Source organism: Serratia symbiotica (Periphyllus acericola) (assembly GCF_964019515.1).
GTDB lineage: Bacteria > Pseudomonadota > Gammaproteobacteria > Enterobacterales > Enterobacteriaceae > Serratia > Serratia symbiotica_D.
The window spans coordinates 63,988-84,327 of sequence record NZ_OZ026452.1 but is presented as its reverse complement, the minus strand read 5'-3'; the positions used below and the strand labels follow the sequence as shown (position 1 = coordinate 84,327).

The 20,340-nt window shown below is 49.9% G+C and carries 15 protein-coding genes and 10 pseudogenes; 8 read left to right on the top strand and 17 right to left on the bottom strand.

Annotated elements, in window-relative coordinates; all coding sequences use genetic code 11:
• Positions 1-93: 93 nt before the first annotated feature.
• The 4 genes and pseudogenes from pepB to AACL06_RS00450 all read left to right on the top strand — a co-directional run bounded on the left by pepB (position 94) and on the right by AACL06_RS00450 (position 3,307).
• A pseudogene (gene pepB / locus AACL06_RS00465) lies at positions 94-1,375 on the top strand (aminopeptidase PepB).
• A gap of 62 nt (positions 1,376-1,437) precedes the next feature.
• A pseudogene (locus tag AACL06_RS00460) lies at positions 1,438-2,275 on the top strand (enhanced serine sensitivity protein SseB C-terminal domain-containing protein).
• A gap of 39 nt (positions 2,276-2,314) precedes the next feature.
• Positions 2,315-2,476 (top strand): hypothetical protein, encoded by a 162-nt coding sequence (locus AACL06_RS00455; RefSeq protein WP_339037283.1) that lies wholly within the window; start codon positions 2,315-2,317, stop codon positions 2,474-2,476.
• A pseudogene (locus AACL06_RS00450) lies at positions 2,409-3,307 on the top strand (IS5 family transposase). Before AACL06_RS00455 ends, AACL06_RS00450 begins: the two are co-directional and overlap by 68 nt.
• Positions 3,308-3,350: 43 nt before the next feature.
• Here AACL06_RS00450 and AACL06_RS10430 read toward each other — a convergent pair.
• From AACL06_RS10430 to AACL06_RS00440, 3 genes and pseudogenes are all read right to left on the bottom strand, one after another.
• The gene (locus AACL06_RS10430) at positions 3,351-3,578 is read right to left on the bottom strand and encodes a hypothetical protein (RefSeq protein ID WP_425336946.1); all 228 of its coding nucleotides are present in this window, start codon (positions 3,576-3,578) and stop codon (positions 3,351-3,353) included.
• The gene (locus AACL06_RS00445; protein WP_339037281.1) at positions 3,578-3,706 is read right to left on the bottom strand and encodes a hypothetical protein; all 129 of its coding nucleotides are present in this window, start codon (positions 3,704-3,706) and stop codon (positions 3,578-3,580) included. The genes AACL06_RS10430 and AACL06_RS00445 overlap by 1 nt, the downstream gene beginning before the upstream one ends.
• Positions 3,707-3,842: 136 nt before the next feature.
• Positions 3,843-4,262, bottom strand: a pseudogene (locus AACL06_RS00440) (enterochelin esterase domain-containing protein).
• Positions 4,263-4,808: 546 nt separating this feature from the next.
• Between AACL06_RS00440 and AACL06_RS00435 the strand changes: the two are divergent.
• A pseudogene (locus AACL06_RS00435) lies at positions 4,809-6,849 on the top strand (TonB-dependent siderophore receptor).
• A gap of 122 nt (positions 6,850-6,971) precedes the next feature.
• Here AACL06_RS00435 and gltP read toward each other — a convergent pair.
• From gltP to AACL06_RS00405, 6 genes and pseudogenes are all read right to left on the bottom strand, one after another.
• On the bottom strand, positions 6,972-8,282 hold the full coding sequence (gene gltP, locus AACL06_RS00430; protein ID WP_339037280.1) for a glutamate/aspartate:proton symporter GltP: 1,311 nt from the start codon (positions 8,280-8,282) through the stop codon (positions 6,972-6,974).
• A gap of 367 nt (positions 8,283-8,649) precedes the next feature.
• Positions 8,650-9,329: pseudogene (locus AACL06_RS00425) on the bottom strand (IS5 family transposase); the annotation flags it as partial.
• 224 nt (positions 9,330-9,553) lie between these two features.
• Positions 9,554-10,804, bottom strand: coding sequence for an O-antigen ligase family protein (locus AACL06_RS00420; RefSeq protein ID WP_339037278.1), 1,251 nt, complete (start codon positions 10,802-10,804; stop codon positions 9,554-9,556).
• A 182-nt stretch (positions 10,805-10,986) separates the two neighbouring features.
• Positions 10,987-11,211: a DUF496 family protein gene (locus AACL06_RS00415; RefSeq protein WP_339037276.1), complete on the bottom strand. Its 225-nt coding sequence runs from the start codon at positions 11,209-11,211 to the stop codon at positions 10,987-10,989.
• A 216-nt stretch (positions 11,212-11,427) separates the two neighbouring features.
• The gene (locus tag AACL06_RS00410) at positions 11,428-12,213 is read right to left on the bottom strand and encodes an N-acetylmuramoyl-L-alanine amidase (protein ID WP_339037275.1); all 786 of its coding nucleotides are present in this window, start codon (positions 12,211-12,213) and stop codon (positions 11,428-11,430) included.
• Positions 12,214-12,256: 43 nt separating this feature from the next.
• A pseudogene (locus AACL06_RS00405) lies at positions 12,257-13,256 on the bottom strand (RNA-guided endonuclease InsQ/TnpB family protein); the annotation flags it as partial.
• 51 nt (positions 13,257-13,307) lie between these two features.
• On the opposite strand from AACL06_RS00405, the gene tnpA reads away from it, so the two are divergent.
• The 3 genes from tnpA to fabA all read left to right on the top strand — a co-directional run bounded on the left by tnpA (position 13,308) and on the right by fabA (position 16,143).
• Positions 13,308-13,718, top strand: coding sequence for an IS200/IS605 family transposase (gene tnpA, locus AACL06_RS00400; protein WP_425336945.1), 411 nt, complete (start codon positions 13,308-13,310; stop codon positions 13,716-13,718).
• A 107-nt stretch (positions 13,719-13,825) separates the two neighbouring features.
• Complete coding sequence (locus AACL06_RS00395; RefSeq protein WP_339037271.1) at positions 13,826-15,610, top strand: Lon protease family protein; 1,785 nt, start codon at positions 13,826-13,828, stop codon at positions 15,608-15,610.
• Between the two features lie 14 nt (positions 15,611-15,624).
• A complete protein-coding gene (gene fabA, locus AACL06_RS00390; RefSeq protein ID WP_339037269.1) occupies positions 15,625-16,143 on the top strand; it encodes a bifunctional 3-hydroxydecanoyl-ACP dehydratase/trans-2-decenoyl-ACP isomerase in 519 nt (172 codons plus the stop codon).
• A gap of 70 nt (positions 16,144-16,213) precedes the next feature.
• On the opposite strand, the pseudogene AACL06_RS00385 reads toward fabA, so the two are convergent.
• From AACL06_RS00385 to AACL06_RS00350, 8 genes and pseudogenes are all read right to left on the bottom strand, one after another.
• A pseudogene (locus AACL06_RS00385) lies at positions 16,214-16,841 on the bottom strand (IS5 family transposase); the annotation flags it as partial.
• Complete coding sequence (locus tag AACL06_RS00380) at positions 16,804-16,965, bottom strand: hypothetical protein (protein ID WP_339038491.1); 162 nt, start codon at positions 16,963-16,965, stop codon at positions 16,804-16,806. The pseudogene AACL06_RS00385 and the gene AACL06_RS00380, both read right to left, overlap by 38 nt.
• Positions 16,954-17,381 (bottom strand): annotated as a pseudogene (gene speG / locus AACL06_RS00375) (spermidine N1-acetyltransferase); the annotation flags it as partial. The pseudogene speG and the gene AACL06_RS00380, both read right to left, overlap by 12 nt.
• Positions 17,382-17,470: 89 nt before the next feature.
• Positions 17,471-18,109 carry a phosphoribosylglycinamide formyltransferase gene (gene purN / locus AACL06_RS00370; protein ID WP_339037267.1) on the bottom strand — a complete coding sequence of 213 codons (639 nt, stop codon included), beginning with the start codon at positions 18,107-18,109 and terminating at the stop codon, positions 17,471-17,473.
• Entirely contained in the window at positions 18,106-19,146 is a 1,041-nt protein-coding gene (purM, locus tag AACL06_RS00365) for a phosphoribosylformylglycinamidine cyclo-ligase (protein WP_339037265.1), read from the bottom strand. The genes purN and purM overlap by 4 nt, the downstream gene beginning before the upstream one ends.
• Positions 19,143-19,358: a hypothetical protein gene (locus AACL06_RS00360; RefSeq protein WP_339037263.1), complete on the bottom strand. Its 216-nt coding sequence runs from the start codon at positions 19,356-19,358 to the stop codon at positions 19,143-19,145. Before AACL06_RS00360 ends, purM begins: the two co-directional genes overlap by 4 nt.
• Positions 19,342-20,211, bottom strand: a pseudogene (locus tag AACL06_RS00355) (IS5 family transposase). The gene AACL06_RS00360 and the pseudogene AACL06_RS00355 overlap by 17 nt, the downstream one beginning before the upstream one ends.
• Entirely contained in the window at positions 20,177-20,338 is a 162-nt protein-coding gene (locus AACL06_RS00350) for a hypothetical protein (RefSeq protein WP_339037261.1), read from the bottom strand. The pseudogene AACL06_RS00355 and the gene AACL06_RS00350 overlap by 35 nt, the downstream one beginning before the upstream one ends.
• Positions 20,339-20,340: the final 2 nt, after the last annotated feature.

The window sequence follows — 20,340 nt, the reverse complement described above, 5'->3', positions numbered from 1 at the left end:
AAATCCCTCTTGAGTTTCGCTTTGAAGAGTGAAAAATTAAGGGGATAAATTCGGAGTGAGAAGGTTATGACAACAGAATTCATGTAGGTCACGCTGTCACCGCAACCTGCTGACGCGCGTTGGGGCGAAAAAGCCTTGCTGAGCACCAACGTGGAAGGAATAACCCTCCATCTGACCGGCAACGATAAGCAGGGTGCCATCCAGCGTGCTGGGCGCAAAATTGACGCCCAGGGCATCAGCAAAGTGAAGTTGGCTAGCGAAGGCTGAGATCTGGAAAGCAGTTGGGCGTTTTGGCAGGGCTATCGTGGGCCAAAAGGCCGACGCAGCATCGAATGGGCAGAACTGCCGGAAGCCGAACGCCAAGAGCTGGATAAGCGCATGAAGATCGTTGACTGGGTACGCGACACTATCAACATACCAGCTGACGCACTAAGCCCAGAGCAACTGGCTATCCGCGCTGTTGATTTGATGTACTATGTCGGCGGCGATGCAATTAGCTATCGTATCACCAAAGGCGAGGATTTGCTTGAGCAGAACTACGCGGGTCTCTATACCGTTGTCCGTGGTTCCAAGTGTCCGCCGGTACTGCTGGTGCTGGATTTCAACCCCACTGCTAACCCCGATGCGCCGGTGTTCGCTTGTCTGGTGGGCAAAGGTATCACCTTTGACAGCGGTGGCTACAGCCTGAAACAGAGTGCCTATATGGATTCCATGAAAGCCGATATGGGCGGTGCCGCCACCATCACTGGGGCTTTGGCGCTGGCGGCGGCACGCGGCCTTAAGCAACGCGTGAAACTGTATCTGTGCTGTGCGGACAACATGGTTAGCGGCAACGCCTTCAAACTGGGTGATATTATTTGCTACCGCAACGGCAAAACCGTTGAGGTGATGAACACTGACGCGGAAGGACGGTTAGTATTGGCCGATGGCCTGATTGACGCCTGCGAGCAGAGCCCGCAGTTGATCATCGATTGTGCCACCCTGACTGGCGCGGCAAAAACCGCCCTAGGCAGTGATTATCATGCCCTGTTCAGCTTTGATGATGCGTTGGCGCAGGAACTGCTGACCAGCGCCGCCGCTGAACAAGAACCCTTCTGGAGCTTGCCGCTGGCCGAGTTCCATCGCAGCCAGCTACCGTCCAATTTCGCCGAACTGAACAATTTGGCCGGCTCCGCCTACACCGCGGGGGCCAGCACCGCAGCTGCATTCCTATCGCACTTTGTCAAACATTATAAGCAAGGCTGGCTGCACGTCGATTGCTCCGCCACCTACCGCAAGGGCGTGGTGGAAACAGTGGTCTGCGGGTGCCACTGGCCTGGGTGTGCGTACACTGGCGAATCTGCTGCTCAAGAGCCAAACCATTGAAGCCTGCTAGCCTGTGCTCTATCGTCATCGCCCAGCATGCTGGGCGATACTATTTGATCTCTGGAGTTTGCCATGATTTTCCATCATCAGGATGTCGCACCCAGCGAGAATGAACTTGAACACCTGCTTAAGCTGGCAGTGACAGAGCAAGCCGAGCGCCCGGCGTTCTTCCGCGCACTGCTTAATGCCACGGTGCTGATCCTCGGCGACAACGAGCAGATGCGGCAGGACGGTGACATTATCCTGAATGCCGACATCCCAGTCAATATTCAACATTGGGAAAAACATGGCGGCGGCAACATCATTCCGTTTTTCTCCTCGTTGGCTGCGCTGCGAATAGCTGTTGAGGGTGAACAACCATTTATCGCGCTACCAGCGCGGGTATTGTTTGAAATCATCCAGGGTGCGGATTTGTTCCTGAACCCAAAGGCGGAATACGGCAAGGAATTTTATCCCGAGGAGGTAGCAACGCTGTTGGCCACCGACAGGGTTACCAAGCCGGTAGAGCGCTATGTTGATAAAGACAGCCAAATCCTGTTAGGCAAGCTGAAGGACTATCCCACGGCGATGGTGGAGGCGCTAAACACATTGCTTAGTCAACGCAAACTGGTGCGCCGTGCCTTCCTCACGCTGATGCACGATCAGGCGGTGGATGAGCAGCCTAATCTGTTGGTGGGATTGGAGATTGGAGGTGGACGGTGATCCGGCGGAGATCGACGCCTTGATCAACGCGGTCGGCAACGTCGCGAGCGAAATGGTCGCTAACGAAGAGCCTGTGGATTTTTGCTTGGTGTCGGAAAAAGAGCGTGGAGTTAGTCACTACCTGATCACCCATACCTGGCAGTTCTATCAGCGCCTTTGGGGGAGTTGGCTGCGTGATCTTATCCCCTCGACCACTAAAACAGAGTGAGCCTTGCCCCAATAGTGGAATGAGAGCCTATTCTTGGCGTTGTTGAATAAATCGAACTTTTTGCCGGGACGAGGATCAGATTACTCTCCTTCTGTCAACATAGCGACATTCCGTGGCCCAGCAAAAGTTCAACATCACCAACTGGAAGGCTTACAAAAACGCCCTTATCACTCGGGATTCACTCACTTGCTGGGGGGATGAAACGGCACTTCACGCCTGGTACTAAGAGGCAAAACCTTCTCTGCGTGGTCGCCCACCACATTATTCTGATATGGCAATCACCAGCGTATTGATGCTGAAACGGATTTTCGGCCTGACACTTCGCGCCCTCCAGGGCTTCGTCGACTCCATTGTCACACTGATTAAAGTACCGTTGAACTGCCCGGACGACACCTGCATCAGTAAGCGGGCAAAGTCCGGCCATGTCCCGTTTAAAACCCCAACGCTGGGTGAAATTGCGCACCTCGTTATCGACTCTAACGGGCTCAACGTGTTGGGTGAAGACGAGTGTAAGGTAAAAAAACACGGTCAGGAAAAACGGCGTATCTGGCGAAAACTGCATTTGGCCGTAGATACAGCAACACATGAGGTCATCTGTGCTGACCTTTCCTTGAGCAATGTCACCGATACCGCAGCCTTCCCAGGTCTCATCCGTCAGAGGTACCGTAAAATCAAAGTCGCCTCAGCGGATCGGGCTTAGGATACGCGAGTGTGTGATGATGAGTTAAGGGGCAAGAAGCTCAAGGCGTTAATACCGCCCAGCAGCGGAGCCGGTTATTGGTCGGCAGACTATGCAGAGCAAAATCAAGCGGTGGTGAACTAGCGCGTTACCGGAGACAACACACGGTGGATATGATAGGCTACCACCGACGTTCGATAGCGGCAACAGCGAGGTACAGAGTAAAGCAGCTATTTGTTGGTCACCTGTCGCTGCGAGATTATGATGGGCAAGTTGCAGAGGCGCTGGCCATGATATGTTCACTAAACAAGATGCCGCTCGCCGGTATGCCAGAAAGTGTACGCCTTGCCTGAAAGATGCCCATTCAGGGGACTCTTTATTCCAAATCCGATTTATTCAAAAACGCCAGCCAGCTTCTATAAACACTTTCAGCGCACCTGAATGACCCAAACCATGTTGTATCAACCAACCAGCATCGTCCGGCATGGTCGGATGCTGTAGCATGTCGCGCTGTGGCCAACGCAACCCGGCATACAGGGAAGACTGCCCACCGAAGCTCTGCCCCGCTACTACTATGCTGGCGGGGCTGTCGCTGTATGACGCCCGTTCGGCCACCTGAGGCATCAGTTCTTCCTGTACTGCCAACCAGAAATATTCTTGCAGGTCAGTTCGCGCGCACGCTGCTTCAGATCGATAATATCGATCAGCACATATACCGCTTGCGGCAACTCGCCCCCGCGTGTCAGTTGCATCAGCGGTTCCCTCACCGGTATCTGCTGCGCCCAGAATTGCCCATCGAGCAGAATAGCTAGTGGGCGTTTGGTTGGCTGGCTATCACCGGTGGTATAGATCCAATAGATCCAGACGTTGCGGCTGTTGCCCAGCCGCTCATTGCGCCAAGTTATGATGTTGCTGACGTGCTATGGCGGTGCTGGCGTACAACGCCCCGCTGGTGATCTCATACTCATCGAATGCGCTCCATTCAGGCTGTGGCTGCGCTTCCGGCAGATGCAGGCCGGAGAGAAAGTGGCCGCTAGTACCCGACCAAGCACGGCGAGGATTGAGTAGATCATGCGTGGTGCTGGCAAACACCTGATACCACCAGTGGCGCATGTTGTGCATGTTGCAGTCGGCGTCATCGCCGCTGAGCTCTGGCAGACACTCATCAAAGCAGGGAATAAAACAGTAACTGCTACGCTAGTCACCATTCAGCTCTGTCTGCAAATACCAGACGTCGGTACCATTCAGACGTTGCAAGCCCTGTTGTGGATTCGGCTGATGATGGTTAGTCAGGCAGTTAATGTGCACCCATATCCGCTGGCAGTTTGAAGTTAACTCGCATCCCTAGGGATCACGCCAGAAAAACGTCACTCGTCATCGGTTATTCTCCGCTGGTTCCATCCACGGGGTGCCGCGACGAACCACTTGCAACCACCAGCCGGGGCTACCGGCACGGGGGCTGGCCAATAATTTGCTGCTTTCTATATTCACAATACCTGTCTATTTTGTCGTTGGCGGTTCAGATAAACATTGGTCTTATCCGTAACGATTAGGAGAACTAGCCTAGACGCAATGTAACGCAATGAGAAGAATAATATTGATCATTATTCGCATTTATAATATTGTATTAGCCTTGGAAGCTGTGCAGAAATTGCACAATGGCGAGGGATGCTAGATACATAAGGTTATATCCCCTGCCGCGGCTGGTTTTTTAATGCCTCAACCACGCAATAACTACAACTACTCTTCCCGCTTAGCGCGGGTTATAGCAGCAACGTAGGACACACCAATGAACAGCACATTATCTCGTTATTCTTTAGCCACTATCATTTTGGGTTAGGGCTAACATCAGCGATGGCCAACGCCACGCAGCAGACAGACAGACACCACCACCACCGAAGAAAATACCTATTACTACGAGTGGAAGACACCATCGTGGTGACCGCTACCAGGCAGAACTTGCAGGCACCAGGGGTTGCCACCATCACCGCAGAAGACATAAAGAAACGCCCGCCAGCGCGTGATATTAACGAATTGATCCGCACCATGCTAGGGGTTAACCTGACGGGCAACGCCACCAGTGGCCAACGTGGCAACAACCGCCAGATCGATATTCGCGGCATGAGGCCAGAAAATACCTTTATCCTGATCGACGGAAAACCCGCCTCTAGCCGCAACTCGGTGCGTCAAGGCTGGCGCGGAGAGCATGATACACGCGGTGATACCGCCTGGGTATCGCCTAAAATGATCGAACGCATTGATGTGCTGCGCAGCCCCGCAGCAGAGCGTTACGGCACTGGTGCTGCTGGCGGCGTGATCAATATCATCATCAAGAAGACCAGCAACGCATTACATGGTACGCTGAACGGCTATTTCAACCTACCCCAGCATAAGCAGGAAGGTGCCGCTAAGCACACCGACTTCAGCCTATCCGGCCCATTGAGTGATTAATTGAGTTTCCGTCTGTTTGGCGGCTAGAGCAAAAGGCAGGCCGATGCATGGGATATCAATGCACCCTATAAATCTGAACGTGCATCTACCCATATCAATAGTATTCCCGCCGGGCACGCAGGCGTCATCGATAAAAACATTGATGCACTGCTTCACTGGGACTTAGCCCATTTGCAGTCGCTGGATTCGAATATGCCTATGGCCGCCAGGGCAATTTGTTGCCGGGGATACCCAGAACACCAACACCAATGCGCTGGTGCAAAGTAACTACGGTAAAGAGACCAACCGCATTTATCGCGAAAACTGCGGTTTGAACTACCACGGTGCCGGAGACAATGGCATCAGCACCAACAACTACGTGCAATTTGAGCACACCCGCAATACCGGCCTGAACGAAGGGTTGGCCGGTGGCACCGAGGGCATCTTTAATCTCAAAGATCCTGGTTTCATGACCACTAAACTGGACAGTTTCCTAGCACACAGTGAAGTCAATATACCGCTCGAACTCGGCGTAACACAAACCGCTGCTCTGGGTACCTAGTGGAACCAGCAGCATATGAAAGATACATCGTCAGCCAGTCAAAAGCTGGGGGAGGAACTTTACCCAGCCGAGAGACCGGCACTCGTAGCCCTTATGCTTCTGCTCATGTCTTCTCGCTGTTCGCCGAAGACAATCTGGAACTGATCGACAGTACTATGTTGACGCCGGGCCTGCGTTACGATGTGCACTCCAAGGCTTGTAAGAACTGGAGTCCATAACTGAACTTATCGCAGGAAGTGGGCGACAACTTCACCCAGAAAATGGGCATCGCCCGCACCTATAAGACACCTAACCTATTCCAGACCAACAAAAATTATTTGCTGTACAGCCAAGGCAAAGGTTGCGTGGGCAGCGATATCGTCAATGGCTGTTACCTGATTGGCAACGACAATCTGAAAGCGGGGTAGTTCAAGGTCTGGAAGGTACGCTGAACGTGCCTGTTAGCGAGAGCGTCTCCTGGAGCAACAACGCCACCTACATGATCGAAAACTAGAACAAGAGCACCGGCTATTACCTCTCGGTGATCTCCAAGTTCACCATCAACTCGACCCTGAGCTGGCAGGCCACCGAGAATTTGTTGATACAATCTACTCTGACTTGGTACTGTCGGCAAAAGCCTAAAAAGTACAATTATCAGGGCAAACCCACTTACTGGATCTGAAAAACGCGAAGTCAGCCCTTACGCAATTGTGGGGGGCCAGCGCCAGCTATAACCTGACTGAAAACGTCAGCGTCACCGCAGGGATCGAGAAACTGTTCGACAAACGCCAGTTCCGCGCCGGCAACGCGCAGAACACCGGTAACCTAACAACCGGCTTAATTAACATTGCCGGTGCAGGTGTGGCTACCTACAACGAACCGGGCCGAACATATTACCTTAGCATTAACTGGCCTGTCTCATAGCCATAAACCAACGAAAAGAGGCATTACCCCTTTTCATGCCGACCTCCGCTCAGTTTTCAATGAGGGAATAGCGGATAACAAAACGCCCCCAGAGTGAGGCTGGTGGCGTTCGCGGATTAAGGCTAACTGGCCGATTTAGCTTTATCTGAGAGGAGTTCCTGCTCATAAGCCAGCGCCTTCTTGCGATCGAACTGGTGCTCCCACTTAGCAATGACCAGCGCCGCCAATGCGTTACCCACCACGTTTAAAGCGGTACGCGCCATATCGAGGATACGGTCAACACCAGCGATAAACGCCAGCCCTTCCAACGGGATACCAACGCTGCCTAATGTGGCAAACAATACCACAAAGGAAACGCCAGGTACACCCGCAATACCCTTTGAGGTTACCATCAAGGTCAGTACCAAGATGATTTCATGGCCCAGCGACAGCTCAATCCCATACAGCTGTGCAATAAAGATAGCGGTAATGCTTTGATACAGGGTTGATCCGTCCAGGTTGAAGGAATATCCGGTAGGCACCACAAAGCTGACGATCGACTTAGGCGCGCCATAAGCCTCCATCTTTTCAATGATGCGCGGCAGCACCGTTTCTGAACTGGCGGTAGAGTAGGCTAGGATCAATTCATCCTTCAGAATGCGGATCAGCATCCAGATGCGTAGGTTGCATAAACGCGCGACTACGCCCAATATCACGAAAGCAAAAAAGGCGAGGGCGAAATACACCAGGAGCACCAATTTAGCCAACGGCAACAGCGAGGTGAAGCCGAAGTTCGCCACCGTCACCGAGATTAAGCCAAACACCCCGATTGGCGCGTAAAGCATAACCATGTGGGTGACCTTGAACATGCTCTCTGAAACCGCTTTAAACATCTTCAGGAACGGGTCTTTGGTTTCCTTCGGCAATGAAGACAACCCTAGGCCAAATAACACCGAGAAGAAGATGAGCGGCAGTATGTCCCCGTTGACCATTGATGAGAAGATGTTAGACGGGATCAACGACAGGATGGTGACCACCAGACTATGCGAACCACTCTGCACATGCTCGGTGGTTTTCTCGTACTGCGGGATATCCACTGTGGTCAGCGTCGACATATCGATGCCGTGACCGGGTTGAAAAAAATTGGCCAGTGTTAATCCTACCACTATGGCGATCGTGGTGATCACTTCGAAATATATAATCGTTTTTAATCCGATGCGCCCTAACTTCTTCGCATCTCCTACCCCAGCAATGCCGACGATCAACGTGGAAATAACAATCGGCACGACAATCATTTTAATCAGACGAATAAAAATATCGCCTGCAGGGCTGAGAATATTGCTGACCAACCACTCACGCGACTCGGCCTGATTATGCAATATCGCACCGACAATAATACCTAACACCAACGCTATCAGTATTTGCCATGCAAGGCTAATTTTTACATTTTTCATAACCAAAATTCCTTAGAGACTCTCTTCCCCACATTTAACCACCGTGCAACGAAGAGAATACTTAATTATTTGATACAGGCTTATGTTAATGCAATGAATGCTTCACCTGCCATTTTAGTGTGACGCAGTATAAATCTTTACCATCTGAGAGGCCTCTTTTGCAAGCTTTGATTTCTTAAGCCCCTGTATTGCATCGAATCACACAAATATTGCACCGCACCTATTGCACTGCACCAAAAAATATAATACATTTTTATTAAAAATGTAATTTTACTTAGGGTGAACTTCAACATACCATTTAGATGTTTTTTTAGGCGTTGTTGAATAAATCGGATTTGGAATAAAGAGTCCCGTGAATGGGCATCTTTCAGGCAAGGCGTACACTTTCTGGCATACCGGCGAGCGGCATCTTGTTTAGTGAACATATCATGGCCAGCGCCTCTGCAACTTGCCCATCATAATCTCGCAGCGACAGGTGACCAACAAATAGCTGCTTTACTCTGTACCTCGCTGTTGCCGCTATCGAACGTCGGTGGTAGCCTATCATATCCACCGTGTGTTGTCTCCGGTAACGCGCTAGTTCACCACCGCTTGATTTTGCTCTGCATAGTCTGCCGACCAATAACCGGCTCCGCTGCTGGGCGGTATTAACGCCTTGAGCTTCTTGCCCCTTAACTCATCATCACACACTCGCGTATCCTAAGCCCGATCCGCTGAGGCGACTTTGATTTTACGGTACCTCTGACGGATGAGACCTGGGAAGGCTTCGGTATCGGTGACATTGCTCAAGGAAAGGTCAGCACAGATGACCTCATGTGTTGCTGTATCTACGGCCAAATGCAGTTTTCGCCAGATACGCCGTTTTTCCTGACCGTGTTTTTTTGCCATCCACTCCCCTTCACCCAACACGTTGAGCCCGCTAGAGTCGATAACGAGGTGCGCAATTTCACCCGGCGTTGGGGTTTTAAACGGGACATGGCCGGACTTCGCCCGCTTACTGATGCAGGTGTCGTCCGGGCAATTCAACGGCACTTTATGTTGACAGAAGGAGAGTGATCTGATCCTCGTCCTGGCCAAAAGTTCGATTTATTCAACAACGCCATCTGCATCTTTAATTTTTTCCCCATTGAAACCTACAATTATCCCAAATGGAATATCCAAATTCTCCATTTATTTAGTCATGAGTTCCAATCTATCTTTATGCTCAGGAAGGTTGATGATATAAATTTTTATTATGGAGTTAAGTTTTTTGGATTCCATATTCCATTCCTTTATCTGTAAATATTATTTAGGATGAACAGTGCTGAAAATAGAGTAATATACTCGATAGAAGTTAAGAGTAAGTCGGTTAAACCATAAAGTAAAGCTGTTACTACAATTAAAACCATAGATTTTTTTAGAAAAAATTTAAAAATTAATGAGATATAGAAGTAAAGCAAAATTACAGCACCAAAAATTCCGAAAATTGAAATATACTGTATAAGCTCATTATGTAAGTGTACGTCAATATATTCTAGAGCAAAAGAATTAGGGTTTACACTGTTAAGATAGTCCTTTATTATCCTATTTCTATGTAATTGAGTTTGTCCAAATGGCTGTTCGTGGAATGCAATCAGTCCTGTCTTCCATAGTGTAAAACGAGAACCGAGGGAGGTGTGATCATTACCGTGAGAGTAGCTAAATATCTCTTTTACTACCATTTCGGCTTGATGTTGTATCGTGGTTTTATTTATGCAAATAACAGAAAAAAATAAAGCAATTAAAAAAAATAAAAACATTGTTTTTGATAATACACTTTTGTTTTTCCATGCTGCACTTAAAATAATGCTGAGAGATATGAGCGTGTGAATTAAAGTGGCGGAACGGGTTCCAGTGGCAATTATAACATAAACCGAGATTAGCCATGACGGAATTAGCAAAGGCCATCGGCATGAAGGTTTTTCAATCCTCGAAAGAATCGATATTACAGTCAATGATAGTGCGCTATAAATATATGCTGTCAATGTGGCACGGTCAATACCTAGTAAGATTCTATCTATACCATTATAGCTTTGCATAATTCCATATCCGCTTGATATAACAAATGACGAAAATAAGGAAATAAACGCAAGTTTAGAAAAAACTCTTCTATCAGATATGATTTTATTGAGGTTTGAAATTAGGAAAATACTTATTATATAGGATAGTAGCCAGCGCTTAGCTGGAGTAAACAATGTTCCCTGGGATTTTTTTGGGTATTCATGAAATGTACAAATAACAGACCATGAAAAGAAAAGTATTGAAAGTGCTAAAAAAGGATAGAATTGCTTGTTGTTTAAGATGATCCACTTAATATTTTTATAATCCAATAAAATTCCCAGTATAGAAATATATCCGCATAAATAGAAAGCCACTCTTGCCGACTTTTCATTGACGAAACCAATGGGTAAAATTACTATTAACATAATGAAGGCTACAAAGAAAGCGTTTCTTTTGACGCAGTCAGACTTCACTTTTATAAACATATTTTCCAGTTCATTCATCCAAACACCTTGTTAAAATTTTTTTACGAGGCTTAACATTTTTTTGTTCAACCACTTTATCAGTCCCCACGCCGGATTAGGAAGCCTCGCCCTTCTCGATGTGGGGTATGTACCAAAAAACGTACCAAGCACACATTAGTATGAATAACAATTAATTAATTTCATTAAGTTAGCAGCACTCTTTAGATAGATAGATCGGCATTTTTGATGATGTAGTCATCAACGCGTTCTTCATAGTCACAGCGCATGCTGGCGATGATAGCCTGAATGTCATCAATGCTCATATTCATACCAGGCTTGATGTACTCACTGAGGTTGTCAAGCAGCAGTACACGCTTATGGTTATCACGAATTTTCTTTTCATTGTCGTCGATTTCGCGTTGCAACTTATTTTTACGTCGTAACATACGCACAAATTCCAGAATTTTCTGAAAACTCGCTTTATTTTAATTATCCATCTTTATACCCTTTTTATACCCTTGCTTTAGTCATATACAGATTCATTTTCTCACGGCCACTGTGGTACAACGATACAGCTTTGAGGCGGTCAGGCACAACCTTGAATGCCTTATCCTACCGATTGTACCCACCCGTCCAAGGAGAAAAGGCGAATCAGGAGTCCCTCATTCGCCATAAAGCCCTTCAGCAGCGTACTTATCTAACAGGGCGCGCAGAATAGCAGCGGTTTCTACGTCCATCACACCATCGTATCTCTTCTGACGGAAATGTAACTGGAAAGCACGTACCAGTTGGCGATAACCTTCAGCACCGGTCGCAGCCGAGATATCGTAACCGTATTTGGCGAACAGCGTCAGCAGTTGTTGCTGTGCAGGCAGGCCATGGCTACCATAGTTTTGCTGGTACTTTTGCTTCGTGGCTTCGTCATACCAGGCCCCTACCCCTGCATGATACAACTGCCGCCAAGGGAACTGCGGGCCAGGATCGCTCTTGCGACCTAGTGCGATATCGGAGTGTGCCACCACGTTGACCGGGGTGATGTACGGATAGCGTTGCAGGATGTTTTGCGCGAGCTGGGTTGCCGCTTCAATCTGCTGTGGATTAAAGTATGGGAAGGTGATGTATTCCCCATTGCCGCTCGCCAGGTTAACGATCTCGATACCAATCGATGTGTCGTTGAGGTTATTGCAGTTACCCCACTTACTGGCCCCAGCGTGCCAGGCGCGTTCATTCTCATCCACCAAGTTGAAGATGCGCACGCCGTTGAAACCCGCAGCCTGGTAGCTGGTATCCGTCGGATCGGGTACCAGATAATGGGCGCTAACTGATTTGCCGGTCAAAAATTTCACGGAATTGACAAAATTCTGTGCCGTATAATGCATCACCAGAAAGCGTACGCGTTGATTGAAGCTGGCTACCGAACGGTAGCTATTGTAGTCAATCTTGAACATCTTGACGTCCTTCCGGCCTAAAGGACGGGGATTCCTACAGCGTTCAGACCGAAAGCTGACTCGCCTGGGTGGGTTCCTGCTTCAACGGGCGGGGTCTGACTGCACTATCCCTCCATTGGCGTTCGTGGTGTATCCACATATCTGACACACAAATTTACTTTGCGACAGGCGGTTTTCTTTCGCTGTATGACCGCAGCATGCACCCCGCTGGCTGGTATATGCCGCAGATACTGCTAGTACCTGTGCTCTTCGCCAGAGCTGCTTGTACTCAAGTTGACGACGCATTTCATACCATCCCTGACCAGTATCGAGCGGTTTAAGCCTGATCTAGCTCTGACGTTTCGCCCGTGCTGCTCTGCCGTGCCTGTTGCCGACTTTGACATGTTACTGACCTTCAAGTCTTCAATGACGATCATTGCGTGGTTTTTGCAGATTTCACTGGTGATTTTATGAAGGTAGTCGCGCCGAATATTGGCAATGTGCGAGTGTAGATGCTGGATTTTTCGCTTATGTTTCTGCCAGTTGGCGCTGAATTTTACCTTTCTGCTTAACTGACGCTGAAGTATTGCCAGCTTGTGCTGGCTTGTTTTGAAGCTGTTGACGGGCGGGTATACCGTGCCATCTGAAAGCGTAGCGAGTTTGGTGACTCCGGCATCCACTCCGACCATTGACGCTGAGTTATGAACGGGTTCAGTAACTTCGTATGCTGTCTGGATGCTGACGTACCATTTGCTGCATGACTGGCTGATGGTGACATTTTTCACTTCACCTATAATTTCGCGGCTGTTGCGGTAGCGTATCCATCCCAACTTTGGCAACGATATACGACTATTGGCTTGATTGAGCTTCACACCTTGTGGGTAGCGCAATGCACCATTCTGCACGCGTTTTTTTAAACGGGGGAATGCTGCACGCTTCTGGAAGAAATTATTGTAGCCGCGCTCTAAATCTTTCAGTGACTGCTGCAACGTCTGCAATGGAGATTCTTTAAGCCATTGTGTTTCAGGATCGGATTTCCAATTAATGAGCCATGAGGTCATTTTCGTATTGGTCTTAACTGAAATTTGAAGGCTTGAAGTCGTTTCATTATTACTATAATACTCTGGTCTGTGACAAAAGAAACCGATATTTGCCGAGGAAGACACTGCATTTTCCTGATGCATGTTCACTTGGTATTCGTTGCCAAGTATCGACGAAAAATATCTGATCAGGATGCCATAGAAAAGCTGCGCTGCTACTTTTCTAGCGTATGTGCTGACTTTGATGTTGAGCTGGTCGAGATGGATGGTGAATGCGATCACGTGCATTTGCTGATTAACTACCCGCCAAAGCTGGCAATATCAAACTTGGTCAACAGTCTTAAAGGCGTTTCTAGCAGACTGCTTTGCCGTGACCGCCCCGACATAGCCCAGCGCTATTACTACAAAGGTATTCTGTGGACACCGAGTTATTTTTGCGGTGGTGGGCCGATATCGATCAGACGGCAATACACTGAGCAGCAGTAACCACAAGATATCAAACTCCCTTTCACCAACAACTACTCTGCATATATTAAGCTACCGTTATTCTTGTATAATCGCTCTTTCCCTTTTTAACGATTGCATCTAACACTTTGACCAACAACCGACTTGAATGGCAATCTCTGTTGCCGGACGTAACGCCTTATCAGGCGATATTTGATACCTCCTATCAGTTGGCACCCGTGCCCTTTGCGGCTATTCAGCCCCGGCTAGAAAATGCGCTGGCGCTATTTTGCCGTCCGCAGTCACCACTGCGTTTCATGCTGCTGAAAGCGCAAGAAATACGAGAATATCTGGCGCTGATCGCTCGTGCGGTGCAGCAACTCCACCCACAGAAAACCGCCAGCAAAGGCATCCATTATGTGATCCAGGGCAGTAAGGTTAGCGTTGAAGCTGCCAGTCACGGAGACGAACCTTTCGCCACTAGCGGTAGCTGCGTATTCCAGGATTGGGTAGAGCCGGAACAACTTTTTGGCTGTGTCAGATTCCATAATAATGAGATCAGCCTACAGCCGGGTCTGGTGCATCAGGCCAATGACGGTGTGTTGATCCTTTCTGTCCGTTCACTATTGGCTCAGCCACTGCTATGGTTGAGGCTGAAGCAGATGATCACACAGCGCCAGTTCCACTGGGTTTCCCCGGATGAAACGCGCCCATTGCCGATCACCATTCCGCCCATACCGCTGGAACTGCGTTTGATCGTGGTAGGTGATCGTCACGGGCTAGCTGATTTTCACGATATCGAACCTGAGCTTAGTAAGCAAGCAATCTACGGAGAATACGAAGATTGTCTGCAACTCAACGATATCGGCGATATGTCACAGTGGTGTGGCTACGTTAATAGCGTGATCGTAGAGCAGCAGTTGCCGACGTTGGCTGGTGACGCTTGGCCACTTCTGATGACTCACGCAGTGCGCTACAGCGGTGATCAAGGCATTCTGCCATTGTCCTCACTGTGGATTAGTCAGCAGCTTGCTGAGGCTGCGCTATATACCAAAGAAAACGTCATTACAGCCAAAGCCTTCAAGGCTGCGCTGAGTGCACGAGATTGGCGTGAAAGTTATCTCGCGGAACGCATGCAGCGTGAGATTGAGTTGGGCCAAATCCTGATCGAAACAGAAGGCGAAACAGTTGGCCAGATTAACGGGCTTTCCATACTGGATTATCCAGGCCATCCACGCAGTTTCGGCGAACCGTCACGTATAAGCTGCGTTGTGCACCTCGGTGATGGCGAATTCACTGATGTTGAGCGTAAAGCTGAACTCGGCGGTAATCTGCATGCAAAAGGCATGATGATTATGCAGGCCTTCCTGATTTCCGAACTGGAACTAGACCACCCACTGCCTTTCTCCGCCTCTATCGTATTTGAGCAATCTTATGGCGAAGTGGATGGCGACAGTGCCTCACTGGCCGAGCTGTGCGCCTTGATTAGCGCTCTGTCTCAGCAACCTATCAACCAGCAGATTGCGGTTACCGGCTCCGTCGACCAATTCGGCAACGTGCAGCCAATCGGTGGCGTTAATGAAAAAGTTGAAGGCTTCTTTGAAGTTTGTCTACGCCGTGGCCTAACCGGTAAGCAAGGCGTGATTCTACCGGCCACCAATGTGCGCCATTTGTGTCTACGTCAAGACGTGGTTAATGCAGCGCGTGAGGGAAAATTTCATTTGTGGGCCGTCAATAGCGTTGCAGAGGCGTTGCCATTACTCACCGGTTACGCCTACTCTGATGAACAGCAACCAAATCTATTAGCAGCCATTCACCAACGAATTTCGCAAGTGAATCCGCAGGAACGCCGCTGTTGGCCATGGCCACTTCGTTGGCTCAGTTTGGTTCAAGGCGTACACCTGTTAGCTAAACTACGCCCTTCATTACAATAAGGTTTATTGAGAACATGGTAGATAAACGCAACTCCTATACGAAAGAAGACCTCGAAGCATCCGGCCGTGGCGAACTGTTTAGCGCTGGTGGCCCACTGTTACCAGCAGGTAACATGTTGATGCTTGACCGTGTGGTGAAAATGACTGAAGACGGTGGCAGCCACAACAAAGGCTATGTGGAAGCGGAACTGGATATCAATCCAGAGTTATGGTTCTTTGGCTGCCATTTCATTGGTGATCCTGTGATGCCGGGCTGTCTGGGTCTTGACGCGATGTGGCAGTTGGTTGGCTTCTATCTCGGATGGCTCGGTGGTGAAGGAAAAGGACGCGCGCTCGGTGTAGGTGAAGTTAAATTCGCTGGACAGATTCTACCGACGGCACAAAAGGTCGCTTATCGCATTAACTTTAAACGCGTGATTACCCGTAAGCTGATTATGGGCGTGGCCGATGGTGAAGTGCTGGTCGATGGTCAGGTTATTTACACTGCCAGCGATCTGAAAGTGGGCCTTTTCAAGGACACCACTGCGTTCTAACCGCAGTGATGGCGGCTCTATCTCCGCCGTTTTTTCCCATCGTTATTGCCAATGCGTTCTGCCAGGTTGCCCACTCACTGGATGAGAGCGACGAAGGGTAGGGCCATATTGATGCTGAAGCACGCCTTCCCTCATTATGACACACTCGCGTATCGAGAGCCCGATCCGCCGAGGCGACTTTGATTTTACGGTACCTCTGACGGATGAGACCTGGGAAGGCTTCGGTATCGGTGACATTGCTCAAAGAAAGGTCAGCACAGATGACCTCATGTGTTTCTGTATCTACGGCCAAATGCAGTTTTCGCCAGATCCGCCGTTTTTCCTGACCGTGTTTTTTTACCTTCCACTCCCCTTAACCCAACACGTTGAGCCCGCTAGAGTCGATAACGAGGTGCGCACTTTCACCCGGCGTTGGGGTTTTAAACGGGAAACGGGACATGGCCGGACTTTGCCCGCTTACTGATGCAGGTGTCGTCCGGGCAGTTCAACGGCACTTTGATCAGTGTGACAATGGAGTCGACGAAGCCCTGGAGGGCGCGAAGTGTCAGGCCGAAAATCCGTTTCAGCATCAATACGCTGGTGATTGCCATATCGGAATAATGTGGTGGGCGACCACGCAGAGAAGGTTTTGCCTCGCAGTACCAGGCGTGAAGTGCCGTTTCATCCCCCCAGCAAGTGAGTAAACCCCGAGTGATAATGGCGTTGTTTTAAGCCTTCCAGTTGGTGATGTTGAACTTTTGCTGGGCCACGGAATGTCGCTATTTTGAAAGAAGGAGAGTGATCTGATCCTCGTCCCAGCCAAAAGTTGGATTTATTCAACAACGCCCCTTCTACGTTAAACCCCAATTTGCTGTAGATATGGATCCGCCTTTGCGTTTTCCTTAATTGACAATCAGGTACAGGTTGTACACCGAGAAGCCGTAATCCATCGCCAGGCGGACGGCACTACTGGCGTAGCCTTTGCCTTGGTGCGTTGGATCTATGATAATCTGGAATTCTGCACGGCGGTGGATGTGATTGATTTCCACCAGTTCCACCAACCCGACTTTGCTGCTTTGGTGTTCGATGATAAAACGCCGTTCGCTCTGATCGTGGATGTGTTTATTGTAGAGATCGGAAAGCTCCATACATAAAGGCTTCATAGGGCTCTCCAAACCAATAACGCATCACACTGGCGTTGTTTTCCATCTGGTGGACGAACGCAATGGGCGTAGCCTGAAGCTAGTAGAGCTGGACATCTGTGTTCCTCTTTAATCACGAAATTGTACAAAGTATAACTTCAGGGAACGACTTATGGCGAAAAAAATATGGGGGCAGATTGCCGCGTTCAGTCAGCGGCATGTCCTGGTGCGGGTAGGTGCTCACCGTCCAGCCATGCGGCGTTTTCACGCATCACCAGCCGACCAGTGACAAACCAATTCGCCACCAATGGATATAGGGTGTGTTCCTTAGCCTGTATCCGCGCGATCACATCATCTTCTTCGTCACCGGGGACTATAGGCACCTTGGCCTGTAGGATCACCGGGCCGCCGTCGAGCTTTTCGGTCACGAAATGCACCGAGGTGCCGTGTTTGCTATCGCCATTGTCTATAGCCTGACGGTGGGTATGCAGCCCAGGGTATTTTGGCAATAGGGAAGGGTGGATATTCAGCATGCGGCCAGCATAGCGCTGCACGAACGGCGGGCTGAGGATACGCATATAACCAGCCAGTACCACCAGATCAGGCTGATATTGGTCGATTACGTCGGCCAAGGCTGCGTCGAACGCCGCGCGATCCTGGTAAGCGTTGGCGTCCAGCGCGTGAGCGGCAATACCTGCCGCTTTGGCGCGCTGAAGACCGTAAGCCTGCGCCTTATTGCTGAATACTGCCACGATCTTGGCACTGATCTGCCCAAGTTGGCAGGCATTAATGAGTGCCTGGAGATTGCTCCCTTGACCAGAAACCAACACCACGATATTTTTCATCCGTTTATGACTACCTGTTGCTCGCTAGCCGATGCGGTCAGTTTACCGATCTTCCACGCATTTTCCCCTGTTGCATTTAGCAACGCGAGGGCGGCTTCCACCTCAGCTTCCGGCAGGGCAATAACCATGCCCACACCGCAGTTGAAAGTACGATACATATCATGGTGGCTGACGTTGCCGGCCTGCTGTAACCAATGGAAGACTGCTGGCCATTGCCAACTGGCTTCGTCGATGACCGCGTGCATGCCTGCTGGCAGCACGCGCGGGATATTTTCCCAAAAACCACCACCGGTCAGGTGGGCGATGGCGTGTACCTCGACTGTCTCGATAAGTTCCAGTACCGATTTCACGTAAATTGTGGTTGGGGCTAGCAGGTGATCCGCCAGCGTTTTGCCTGCCAGCAGGGTGGTAGCGGGGTCTGTGTTGTGGACTTCAAGGATTTTGCGCACCAATGAGTAGCCGTTGGAGTGTGGGCCGGAAGCGCCCAGGGCGATCAGGGCATCGCCGGACTGCACCAAGCTGCCGTCAATGATGTTGGATTTCTCGACCACACCTACGCAGAAGCCAGCCACATCATAGTCTGCACCGTGGTTCATACCCGGCATTTCAGCGGTTTCACCGCCCACCAACGCACAGCCAGATTGCTTGCAACCTTCTGCGATGCCCGTAACCACGCTGACGGCTGTGTCCACGTCGAGTTTGCCGGTGGCATAGTAATCGAGAAAGAACAGCGGCTCAGCGCCCTGAACCACCAGATCGTTCACGCACATGGCAACCAGATCTATGCCAATGGTGTCGTGGCGTTTCAAATCCATGGCCAGACGTAGCTTAGTACCTACACCATCAGTACCGGAAACCAGCACCGGTTCGCGGTATTTCTGTGGCAATGCACACAGGGCACCAAACCCGCCCAGGCCACCCATCACTTCCGGGCGACAGGTCTGTTTAACGACACCTTTGATGCGGTCTACCAATGTGTTGCCAGCATCGATATCGACACCTGCGTCTTTATAGCTGAGAGAGGTTTTATCGGTCACTGCGCGATCCCCACGGCGGTTTGCAGTTTGAAAATCGTGCTTCCAGTATTGGTGCCGGAAGTAAGGCGCGGCAATTCTAACAGTGCGGGCAAACGTTTGCGAGTGGCTTGTGAGCTGGTTCTGCTTTTCATCCTTCTATGTGGTATTGTTGAATAAATCGGATTTGGAATAAAGAGTCCCGTGAATTGGCATCTTTCAGGCAAGGCGTACACTTTCTAGCATACCGGCGAGCGGCATCTTGTTGAGTGAACAGATCATGGCCAGCGCCTCTGCAACTTGCCCATCATAATCTCGCCGCGACAGGTGACCACCACATAGCTGTTTTACTCTGTACCTCGCTGTTGCCGCTATCGAACGTCGGTGGTAGCCTGTGATACTTTTCCGCCGTGTGTTGTCTCCGGTAACGCGCTGGTTCGCCACCGCTTGATTTCGCTCTGCATAGTCTGCCGACCAGTAACGGGCTCCGCTGCTGGGCGATATTAACGCCTTGAGCTTCTTGCCCCTTAACTCATCATCACACACTCGCGTATCCTAAGCCGGATCCGCCGAGGCGACTTTGATTTTACGGTACCTCTGGCTGATGAGACCTGGGAAGGCTTCGGTATCGGTGACATTGCTCAAGGAAAGGTCAGTACAGATGACCTCATGTGTTTCTGTATCTACGGCCAAATGCAGTTTTCGCCAGATCCGCCGTTTTTCCTGACCGTATTTTTTTGCCATCCACTCGCCTTCACCCAACACGTTGAGCCCGCTAGAGTCGATAACGAGGTGCGCAATTTCACCCGGCGTTGGGGTTTTAAACGGGACATGGCCGGACTTCGCCCGCTTACTGATGCAGGTGTCGTCCGGGCAGTTCAACGGCACTTTGATCAGTGTGACAATGGAATCGAAGAAGCCCTGTAGGGCGCGAAGTGTCAGGCCGAAAATCCGTTTCAGCATCAATACGCTGGTGATTGCCATATCGGAATAATGTGGTGGGCGACCACGCAGAGAAGGTTTTGCCTCGCAGTACCAGGCGTGAAGTGCCGTTTCATCCACCGAGAAAGTGAGTGAACCCCGAGCGATAAGGGCGTTGTTGTAAGCCTTTCAGTTGGTGATATTGAACTTTTGCTGGGCCACGGAATGTCGCTATTTTGACAGAAGGAGAGTGATCTAATCCTCGTCCCGGCCAAATGTTCGATTTATTCAACAACG

Bases quoted from the DNA above. Each gene is read 5' to 3' on its own strand.
- purN (WP_339037267.1), bottom strand. From the start codon at position 18,109: ATGAAAAATATCGTGGTGTTGGTTTCTGGTCAAGGGAGCAATCTCCAG.
- AACL06_RS00445 (WP_339037281.1), bottom strand. From the start codon at position 3,706: ATGCAACTGACACGCGGGGGCGAGTTGCCGCAAGCGGTATATGTGCTG.
- AACL06_RS00415 (WP_339037276.1), bottom strand. From the start codon at position 11,211: ATGTTACGACGTAAAAATAAGTTGCAACGCGAAATCGACGACAATGAA.
- AACL06_RS00410 (WP_339037275.1), bottom strand. From the start codon at position 12,213: ATGTTCAAGATTGACTACAATAGCTACCGTTCGGTAGCCAGCTTCAAT.
- AACL06_RS00420 (WP_339037278.1), bottom strand. From the start codon at position 10,804: ATGAATGAACTGGAAAATATGTTTATAAAAGTGAAGTCTGACTGCGTC.
- AACL06_RS10430 (WP_425336946.1), bottom strand. From the start codon at position 3,578: ATGCCTCAGGTGGCCGAACGGGCGTCATACAGCGACAGCCCCGCCAGC.
- fabA (WP_339037269.1), top strand. From the start codon at position 15,625: ATGGTAGATAAACGCAACTCCTATACGAAAGAAGACCTCGAAGCATCC.
- gltP (WP_339037280.1), bottom strand. From the start codon at position 8,282: ATGAAAAATGTAAAAATTAGCCTTGCATGGCAAATACTGATAGCGTTG.